The sequence below is a fragment of the Clostridium estertheticum genome, from assembly GCF_018861295.1.
In the GTDB taxonomy this organism is placed as follows: Bacteria; Bacillota; Clostridia; order Clostridiales; family Clostridiaceae; genus Clostridium_AD; species Clostridium_AD estertheticum_D.
This window is the reverse complement of record NZ_JAHLDM010000050.1, coordinates 1-9,191: the sequence shown is the minus strand read 5'-3', so window position 1 is coordinate 9,191 and position 9,191 is coordinate 1. Positions and strand designations below refer to the sequence as shown.

Here is a 9,191-nt window from a genome sequence, read left to right as displayed (position 1 = left end):
CTCTGTAAGTGTTTTTAACGAAGTTAGTATCATCCATATAAATGGAATTAGCATTGCAATCGCACCTATTATAAGAATTATGTGAACAATTGAATTGCTTGATTTTAATTTTCCTTTCATAAATTATACCTCCCCTTGAAGTTATTCATAATGAACCCATTTTTTCTGTAATTTAAGTTGAACTGCAGTTATCAATAAAATTATTGCTAATAAAAGTACTACTATAGTTGAACCATAACCTTTATCATTCATTACGAATGAATAATTATAGAATAAGTATACTAAAGATTGAGTAGACTCCATAACTGCGTTTGATTTACTAATCATCATAAATATTAAATCAAATACTTGTAATCCAGTTATCATAGAAGTAACGACAACAAAAAACATCGTTGGTGATATTAATGGAAATGTAATAGCGAAAAACTGTCTGATAGGACCTGCTCCATCAATTTTAGCTGCTTCATAAAAGCTTTTTGGTATTTCCTGCAGCCCTGCAAGTAAAATAATCATATTGTAACCTAGATAACTCCATATTCCTACTACTATTATAGATAAAAGCGCAAGTTTTGGATTTGTAAGCCAATTGGGTCCGTGTATACCTACTAAAGAAAGCAAGTAGTTAAACAAACCGAAATCTGAACTATAAAGCCATCTCCAAACCATGGCTATAGCCGCTGGTGCTGAAACCATAGGTAGAAAATAGATTGTACGATATATAGTTTTACCTTTTATCTTCGAATTAAGTAATACTGCAATACCCAAAGAAAGAATTACGCCAATAGGAACTGAAATTGCAGTATATTTTAATGTATTCAAAGTTGCCTGCCATACAGCAGGGTCTGAGAACATCTGTTTATAATTATCTAACCCAATCCACTGATTAATACCAAAATCACTGGTTTTATTAAAACTTAAATAAATAGTTTGAATTAACGGCCATATATTTAATATAATAAGTCCTATTATCGTAGGTGCTATCATAAAATAAGCCCAATAATAGTCATTTAAATCCTTCTTACTAATCTTTACCTTTTTACCTGAACGTTTCGATGTGTTTTTTTGTTTAATCATCGCTTTCAAAATTTCCCCTCCTTTTATAAAATCATAATTAAATTTAGTTAATTATGATGACAGTTAGCTATAATAACTAACTGTCATCAATTAATTACTTTTCAGTTGCTAGAAGAGCATTCATTTTTTTATCAATTATATTACAACCCTCATCTACAGTAAGCTGACCAGAATATACCTTTGTCATTGTGTCAATTTGAGTTTGATACCATTTTACTTTTGTTGGTGAATTTGGTAATAATACAGAATACTTTAACATTTCTGGGTATACTTTTAAGTTGAATTGTTTAGTATTGTCTATAAATGGTTGTTCAGTTCCTATATATGCTGGAATTGCAGCACCTTTTTCAGATTGAATAGTATTTGCTGCTTTTGTTCCTAAGAAATTCTCGAATTTCAAAGCTTCTACTGGATGTTTAGTTTTTGCTGAGACAGCATTTCCTAAACCATTAATTATGGTTGCTTTTGTCTTTCCCTTAGGAATAACAGCTACATTGCAATTTTTAGACACATAATCATTTGCTTTAAATTCGCTTACCATCCATGATCCGAATAAGCCCATTGCTGCTTTTCCTGATTCAAAGTATGTGGTAAAGCTGGTATCTGCAAATTGTTGTTGAGTTGGAGATACCTTATATTTTCGACTTAGATCAACATCCCACTGTATAGCTTGTTTTGTAGCTGCTAAACCAAAACCTGATTTTTTCTTATCAGGCGAAAGTATATATCCATTATTTTGGTAAACAAGGTCATAATAACCCTGTCCATCATCTGAAGGAGCCACACAACCGTACACTCCCTTTGAAGGATCAGTTAATTTTTTTGCAACTTCTAAATACTTATTCCAATCCCAAGTTCCATCTGGATAAGCAATACCTTTTTTATCAAACATAGTCTTGTTGTACCATAATGCTATTGTATCGTAATCCTTAGGCATAGCATAAACTTTACCTTTTAATGTATATGAATCTGTAAGACTCTTAGGGAAATTACTCATTTTTACATCTTTACTATTTTTTATTGTGTCAGTTAAATCCATTAACATACCAGCGTTAGCATATTCAAAGAAATTATTTGAATGCATCCAGAATACGTCTGGAAGTGTTCCACTTGAAGCCCCTGCCTCCATTTTTGGCCAATATTGATCCCAAGGTGTAACTTCCACTTTTACTGTTATATTTGGGTTTAACTTGTGAAAAGAATCAGCGATAGCTTGCATACCTGATTGTTGATTTTTATCCCAAATTTGATAAGTAAGAGTTACAGGTTTACCACTTGTGTCGCTTGTAGTCTTAGCACTGCCACAGCCCGCTAAAGTGGACATCATAACCATAGAAGTAAGTGCAACCGCAATAATCTTGTGTAAACTTTTTTTCATTTTTTAAATCCCCCTCTTTATTTATTCATATTTGTATATTTATATATTTATATATTTATAAATTGCTAAATTAGCAACCCATAAAAGCATTATGTAAATGATTACTATAGGTATATTATATACAATCTTTTTAAATATGTCAACCGTATGACTTAATTTAAGAAAGCATTTTCTATATCCAAATATATATCAACAAAACTTCACTATCAACCTCATAATTTATGATTATTATCTGGACACATAAGAAATTTTTGATTATTATGTATCTCATGAGATTTTGATGTAACTGTTTAAAAATAATTATAGAATTACTTCAAATTTAATGTTTTGTAATATGGCAATATATGTGACCTTAATCAATTATAATGAAAAAACTTTGGACAATAATTAATTAATAAGTTTTTTATAGGAAATTAAATAATTTAAATTATAGGCATAATCGTGGTTATATTAGTGAAAAAGCAAAGGAAAACGTTCATAAAGCAATGAAAGAACTAAACTATCATCGAAATGATCTCGCAATATCACTTTTTTATAATCGAACATATATAATTGGATTAATTTTATATATAGAAAACATTTGTACGTCAGACCAGAGTTTGGCCGCAGACTTCCATTAGATTGCGCGCATACCGAACGCACAAAAAAATAGAGACTATATAATGTTCTCCATAGTCTCTATTAATAATTCATTTAAATAAATGGTTAAGTGGTTTTTCTTTCCACTAAAGTTACAGGCAAAATATTTTCTATATCTACTTCTTTTTTTTCGAGTAAATCTATTAGAATTTTTACTACTAGCTCACCCATCTTTTCTATTGGTTGTTTTATTGTAGTTAAAGGTGGGACTATAAGTGATGCTATATTAATATCATCATACCCAACAATTTTTAAGTCCTTTGCAATATCTTTTCCAATTAAGTTAGCAACATGTATTATTGAAGCTGCTATCATGTCACTACTAGCAAAGACACCATCTATATCTGGATGCTCTTCAAACAGCTTATAAGCCAGTTTCTCATAGCCCCCAAAAATATCAAGCTTTGCCTGTTTTATAATAAAATTTACTTTTCTCTCCAGTACGACATCCATAAATGCCTGATAACGCTTATTAGCTGGAGTATTAATTTCAAGTGGTCCGCTTATATGAGCAATATTTTTACATCCTCTATCTATCAAAAGATTTGTAGCCAAAATCCCTCCATGATAATTATCCGAAGTGACAAAAGGTATATTATTAGTAAATGTTCTATCAAGTGCTACAATAGGCAAATTAGGAATAAGATAATCCGAGGTATCTAAGGTATGGCTTCCCATAATTATTCCGTCCACTTGATATCTTTTAAGCATTTCTACATAACCTTTTTCCTTAACGCTGTCTTGATAAGAATTACATAACAAAATCTTATAGCCAGCCTTATAAGCATAATACTCTATATAACTAGTAAGTTCCGCAAAAAATGGATGAGCTACATTTGGAATAATAAGCCCAATCATGTTAGACTTTCTTCTGAATAAAGAACGTGCTATTTCATTCGGCTGATAATCAAGTTCTTTCATAGCCTCATCAACCTTGTTTCTAGTAACCTGACTTATATAGCCTCTATTATTTAAAACCCTTGAAACAGTTGTAACAGTGACCCCAGCTATCTTAGCCACATCTTTTATCGTTGCCATAAAGACATCCTCACCCTTGCACAATCAATTTAAGTCATTTACATTATAACTTCTTATACTAAATATTGAGCTAACTTGCTAGACTCATCAATATATTCTATCACAGATTTATTAGTTTTTAAATCTATAAATAATGTACAATATCTATCATCCTTATGCCAATAAAGTCGAATTTCGTCTTTAGCAGTATGAATAACTTTAAATTTCCCATTAAAAGCAGGGTATTCATTTCTAAATCTGATAAGTTTTAAAAGTCTTTGAACAACTTCTTTTTTAACTGACTGCTCAATTTCCTCAAGACTGAAGTTGTGACGGTTAATTTCACGACCTTCACCAGTTTTCTTTACATTTTCAACATCATTTTTTCCTGCTAGTAGTCCCACATAATATACCTGCGGTATCCCAGGTACAAAAAATTGAATTGCTCTAGCTGCCAAATATGCATCATCATCACACTCCAATAAAGAGTAGTAAGACCCTCTTATTTGATGCACATCAAATCCGTCTTCTGACTTATCTTCTTCTGATAAAATAAGGCTTAAATTTGAGCCTCTCTTAAGGGTCAAATCTACAAGTTTTCTAGCTTCCTTAGTGTCTATGAGATCATCCATATCAGGTTTTACAGGAATACCATCATGGCAGTCAAGCATTGTAAATTGTCTTGACGGACGATCCTTAAGGTATTCACAAAGCTTCTCACTAGATTTATTTATTAATGTATCAAGAATAGTATAAGGCAGAATAAAATCATAAATCCAGAACCCATGCTCTGCAAGTTTGTATTGAGTTGAGTAATGTGAATGAACTTCTGGAAGCAATTCAATTTTCATAGAATCCGCCAATTTCTTAATCCAATCAAGAAAATCATATACTTCTGGCTCTACAAAAAAACAGCTTGTTCCAAGCCTTTTGATAACATATCCAACTGCATCTAACCTTACTATTTTAACGTTATTTTTACTAAAATTCACAAAGAAATCTTTAAGAAGCTGTTTTACCTTATCTGACTTTACATCCAAATCAATCTGCTCAGAAGGGCTAGTTTTACCAAAAGTAGTCCAAACCTTCTCTTCCTCACCCGTTTCTTCTATTTTAAAGTTTGAATAAGGCACTGTCCTGCGAAGTGACATCTTTTCAATGTCTTCTTTAACTGGTTTTCCATCTTCCCAAATCTTATCCAAAGTGATAAACAAATCAGAATACTCTGATTTTCTACCTTTTTTAAGAAAATCTTGAAAATATATAGACTTACCTGAAATATGATTAACCATTAAATCAACCAATATATCAAAGTTTTCTCCTATGTCTTTTATATCCTCCCATGTACCGAACTCTGGCTCTATCATCAAATATGTAAGTGGAGCAAACCCTCTGTCTCCAGAAGACGGAAATGGTGGCAGAATATGAACTCCACCTTTAAAAACATCAGAAAAATATTTTAAAAGTACATTGTTAAGAATTTTTAAATTTCCTCCCATAGAGTCTGGGTAAGTGATAAGCTGTACTTGATTTTTTACCGCCATACTACAATCTCTCCTTATAAAATCTATTTAGAATCTATTTTATTTTATTATATATGTGAGTTTAATGTATGTCAATAGGTTGACATGTTATGTTTTATTTGTTTTACAGCTTAAATTTTTTGAATCATCCCGCTTAGTTTCTCAGCTTGTATTACTTGGCTTTGAGTAGCATTTGTTATTTCTTCAATAGCCATAAAAGATTCATTAACACTTGCAAGTATTTCCTCTGAACTAGCAACCGATTCCTCAGTTGTTGCACTAAGTTGCTCTGCTCCCAATGCTACTTGTTTTATTGATTCATTTACTATCTCGATTTTTGCGGATATTTCTTCTGTTGTAGCAGATAGTTCTTGACTAGCTTCATAATCAACTTTTGCAGCATTTGAATCTATTGTTAATTCTTTGACTAGAGTTTTAATCATCTCTTTTCCGTCTAATTCCTATGTTTAAGATTATAACCAACGATTGTATGATAAATATCAAATAATTATGTGAACCCTATATTATTTAACTTATGTAAATAAATTCAACTTAATATTATAATGCTGGAAGGAAAAACCATGGTTCATTAACTATAAAAATAGTTTCATTACTACCTAAAATTGTATTGTTTTTTAAATAGAAGCACAAAAAAAGGGAACCCAATGAAAATGATATCCCTCGTACTGAAATTTAATAATATTTAATTACTAATGTTTAGCTAATAGTGTTTCTAGCCAATTTGTTATTCTCTCTAAAATTTATAATTGACCCAATAACAATAAAAGCAATTCCTATCATCGTGTTTGCGGCAATTGCCTCTTTTAGAATTATTAAAGCTAAAATCGGCGCTAAAGCAGGCTTAATAAAAAATACAATTGATGCAGTAGATGCAGAAGTCTCTTCCATTGCTAATATATAAAACGTGTAACCAAGCCCAGTTACAAAAATACTAATATAAGCAAGCATTGGAATATTGCTTAGTGTTATACCATGCAATATTGGAATATTCGCGAATTCCTTTAACCCGTTATCTGATAAAATTTTTGATATAAAATCTATTTCTGTAATAAGCATAAGCACTAACATTTCAAGGCTGCCCATTAAAAAGCTAAAACAAGTTAATACTACCCCTCCAAATTTTTCAGATTTCTTATTACATATTACGCTATACAAAGCAAATGTTACAGTAGAAATAACAATAAATATTATCCCTTGTAAACTGATTGTCATATTAAAAGGGTTCAATATACATATCATTCCAATTACGCTTAATCCCATTGTAATCATAGTATGCTTATATAATTTTTCTCCTATTAAAAAGAAAGCGAAAGCAACTACAAATATAGGATTGCAACTAAAGAGAACTGCAACTATAGATGCCTTACAATAAAAAATGGCAAGTTGATAAAATGTCATACTTACTACAACGCAAATAAAGCCTGTTAATATAAAAAATAAATAATCATTCCTATTTAAAGAAAGTTTTTTGCTCCTTAAATTTTTTAAAGCTAGAGGAAGTAACATGATAGACCCTATAAAAAATCTTAAGAAGCTTATTTGTATAGGGTTAAATTGATTAGACACCATTTTTAAAACTATTTCCATAGTGCTGAAAAGAAAAGCAGACAGAATAATAAACCAAAATCCTTTTTTCATTTATAGACACCTCTAATATATAAATTTGTCAATGACTGATGTGATTAATACTACTACCTAGACAGAATCACAAGTTTATAGTACATATATATCACCTTTATTTTAACACAATATGCTTTATTTTACTATTTTGTCGTTTTAATATAATTTTAGTTGTTAATTTCCTGATCTATACAAAACATTTATAAAAAATACATAAATCAAACAAAATATACATCATATTGACACTCCTCTGACATTTAAAATTGATATAATTTAACCATAGAAATAAACAATAATAAATTAGCGAGGAGAGATTAAAATGAAGAATATATCTTTAAAGACCAAAATACTAACAGGAATATTAACAGGAGGTATATATTTATCATCTGTTAGTACAACCTTTGCAATAACTACAACCCCAATAAACATTAGTGGAAATACAATTTTAACAAGCGAGTGTAAACAAATAAATACTAAAACAAAACAAAATTTAAAAACCGATTTAGAAGAATCTTTAATTACTAGTACCATAACTCAGGCTCAAGCAAATAAAATTAAATCTGTAATAAGTAAATCTAAAACTACAAAGGTCAACAATATTGATTATGCAAAAACTATAATCAATTCAGAAAATAAATTATATAAAAGTAGTACTAACCTTAGTTATATAAATCCAATAACTACACTTGTTGATAATGGGACTATAACTCAAACTCAAGCTGATAAAATTTTAATGAAACAACTGTACCTATATCATGAAAAGATGTTAAAAAGTTCACTTTAAAAATCCGATTAATAAGTATCCTCTATTTGGGCAACCTAAATAATAGAGGAGTTGATAATAATGAATAGTGAAAACATTAAAAATTTAAATTTCCTTCTCGAGAGTGAATATATGGCCATTGACAGTTTTGAATCGTTGATAAACCATGCGAGTGACATAAATATTAAAACTGAATTACAAAATATACAACGAACCCATAAGCAACATACTCTACGAATTTCTACTAAAATACAAGATCTTGGAGGTAGACCCTCTGGCAGTATTGGAATTCAGGGAGTAGTAGCAGAAACTATATCAAATATAAAACATCTCGGTGCTACCGATAATACTAGTTATCTTAAGGAAGCCCTACAAGGTGAGTTCATGGCAATAAAAACTATTAATGAATTAATAGCAAATAATTCATTATTTAGTAACTCTACTATTTTAAATAATATAATAAAAGACCATCAAAATAATATTGATTCATTGAATAACATTATTAATGCTTCTAAGTAATATTCTAAAAATATTCTTATCGTAAGAATAAATAATTCAAATTGTAAATGTACTAATTTTAGAACACTTTTAGTATATATTATATTAAACTGTTCATTTATAAAAACATTATTTATGATGTTTTAGTTCAGTTGTACTAAATCTAGTACATGTACATCCAAATTTACATTAAAATATGTAATTAGTGTAATAATAAAGGATATTTTTTAGTAAATAATTATATTATTACTAACTTTGAGTTATTTTTTGTGTTTAAGTGGCTATTATGTCTTTAAAACATACCTGGCATTATTCTTGCTTATATTATTTAATAGATACTAAGGTTGAATCTTAAAAGTATTGTGTTTATAATTAGATATGAAGAAAACGTTTTTACAACAAAACTTATAATTACTATGAACAAAGAATAAGATAGATATCAACTAATACTTGTTGTCCATCTTACAAAATAGCGAGGAGGCAATTTCATGAATTTTACATTGACCAAGGAACAAGAATTTGTAAAACAGATGGTAAGTGAATTCGCATTAAATGAAGTTAAACCAATAGCTGCGGAAATAGATGTTACAGAAAGATTTCCTAGCGAAACTGTAGAAAAAATGGCTAGATACCATATGATGGGTATTCCAATAGCAAC

The 9,191-nt window shown here is 29.7% G+C and carries 9 protein-coding genes and 1 pseudogene; 4 read left to right on the top strand and 6 right to left on the bottom strand.

The genetic code is table 11. The features are described from left to right. Nucleotides 1-141 precede the first annotated feature (141 nt). Nucleotides 142-1,074: a carbohydrate ABC transporter permease gene (locus KPL54_RS25215; protein WP_216109243.1), complete on the bottom strand. Its 933-nt coding sequence runs from the start codon at nt 1,072-1,074 to the stop codon at nt 142-144. A 94-nt stretch (nt 1,075-1,168) separates the two neighbouring features. Next, a complete protein-coding gene (locus KPL54_RS25210) occupies nt 1,169-2,452 on the bottom strand; it encodes an ABC transporter substrate-binding protein (RefSeq protein WP_216109240.1) in 1,284 nt (427 codons plus the stop codon). Nucleotides 2,453-2,898: 446 nt separating this feature from the next. Between KPL54_RS25210 and KPL54_RS25205 the strand changes: the two are divergent. Beyond that, nucleotides 2,899-3,072, top strand: a pseudogene (locus KPL54_RS25205) (hypothetical protein); the annotation flags it as partial. An 85-nt stretch (nt 3,073-3,157) separates the two neighbouring features. On the opposite strand, the gene KPL54_RS25200 reads toward KPL54_RS25205, so the two are convergent. The 4 genes from KPL54_RS25200 to KPL54_RS25185 form a co-directional block, all read right to left on the bottom strand. Beyond that, a complete protein-coding gene (locus tag KPL54_RS25200; protein ID WP_216109239.1) occupies nt 3,158-4,129 on the bottom strand; it encodes a LacI family DNA-binding transcriptional regulator in 972 nt (323 codons plus the stop codon). 53 nt (nt 4,130-4,182) lie between these two features. Next, the gene (gtfA, locus tag KPL54_RS25195; RefSeq protein ID WP_216109238.1) at nt 4,183-5,652 is read right to left on the bottom strand and encodes a sucrose phosphorylase; all 1,470 of its coding nucleotides are present in this window, start codon (nt 5,650-5,652) and stop codon (nt 4,183-4,185) included. A gap of 110 nt (nt 5,653-5,762) precedes the next feature. After that, nucleotides 5,763-6,074 carry a hypothetical protein gene (locus tag KPL54_RS25190; protein WP_216109237.1) on the bottom strand — a complete coding sequence of 104 codons (312 nt, stop codon included), beginning with the start codon at nt 6,072-6,074 and terminating at the stop codon, nt 5,763-5,765. Nucleotides 6,075-6,348: 274 nt separating this feature from the next. Then, on the bottom strand, nt 6,349-7,290 hold the full coding sequence (locus KPL54_RS25185) for a DMT family transporter (RefSeq protein ID WP_216109236.1): 942 nt from the start codon (nt 7,288-7,290) through the stop codon (nt 6,349-6,351). A 301-nt stretch (nt 7,291-7,591) separates the two neighbouring features. Here KPL54_RS25185 and KPL54_RS25180 point away from each other — a divergent pair, with 301 nt between their 5' ends. The 3 genes from KPL54_RS25180 to KPL54_RS25170 form a co-directional block, all read left to right on the top strand. Continuing rightward, on the top strand, nt 7,592-8,056 hold the full coding sequence (locus tag KPL54_RS25180) for a hypothetical protein (protein ID WP_216109235.1): 465 nt from the start codon (nt 7,592-7,594) through the stop codon (nt 8,054-8,056). A gap of 60 nt (nt 8,057-8,116) precedes the next feature. Beyond that, on the top strand, nt 8,117-8,554 hold the full coding sequence (locus KPL54_RS25175; protein ID WP_216109234.1) for a DUF2383 domain-containing protein: 438 nt from the start codon (nt 8,117-8,119) through the stop codon (nt 8,552-8,554). 467 nt (nt 8,555-9,021) lie between these two features. Continuing rightward, nucleotides 9,022-9,191: acyl-CoA dehydrogenase family protein (locus KPL54_RS25170; protein WP_216109241.1), on the top strand; the 170-nt coding region annotated here is incomplete at its 3' end.

Coding starts and splice junctions, on each gene's coding strand:
- KPL54_RS25180 (WP_216109235.1), top strand. CDS start 7,592: ATGAAGAATATATCTTTAAAGACCAAAATACTAACAGGAATATTAACA.
- gtfA (WP_216109238.1), bottom strand. CDS start 5,652: ATGGCGGTAAAAAATCAAGTACAGCTTATCACTTACCCAGACTCTATG.
- KPL54_RS25215 (WP_216109243.1), bottom strand. CDS start 1,074: ATGATTAAACAAAAAAACACATCGAAACGTTCAGGTAAAAAGGTAAAG.
- KPL54_RS25175 (WP_216109234.1), top strand. CDS start 8,117: ATGAATAGTGAAAACATTAAAAATTTAAATTTCCTTCTCGAGAGTGAA.
- KPL54_RS25190 (WP_216109237.1), bottom strand. CDS start 6,074: ATGATTAAAACTCTAGTCAAAGAATTAACAATAGATTCAAATGCTGCA.
- KPL54_RS25200 (WP_216109239.1), bottom strand. CDS start 4,129: ATGGCAACGATAAAAGATGTGGCTAAGATAGCTGGGGTCACTGTTACA.
- KPL54_RS25185 (WP_216109236.1), bottom strand. CDS start 7,290: ATGAAAAAAGGATTTTGGTTTATTATTCTGTCTGCTTTTCTTTTCAGC.
- KPL54_RS25210 (WP_216109240.1), bottom strand. CDS start 2,452: ATGAAAAAAAGTTTACACAAGATTATTGCGGTTGCACTTACTTCTATG.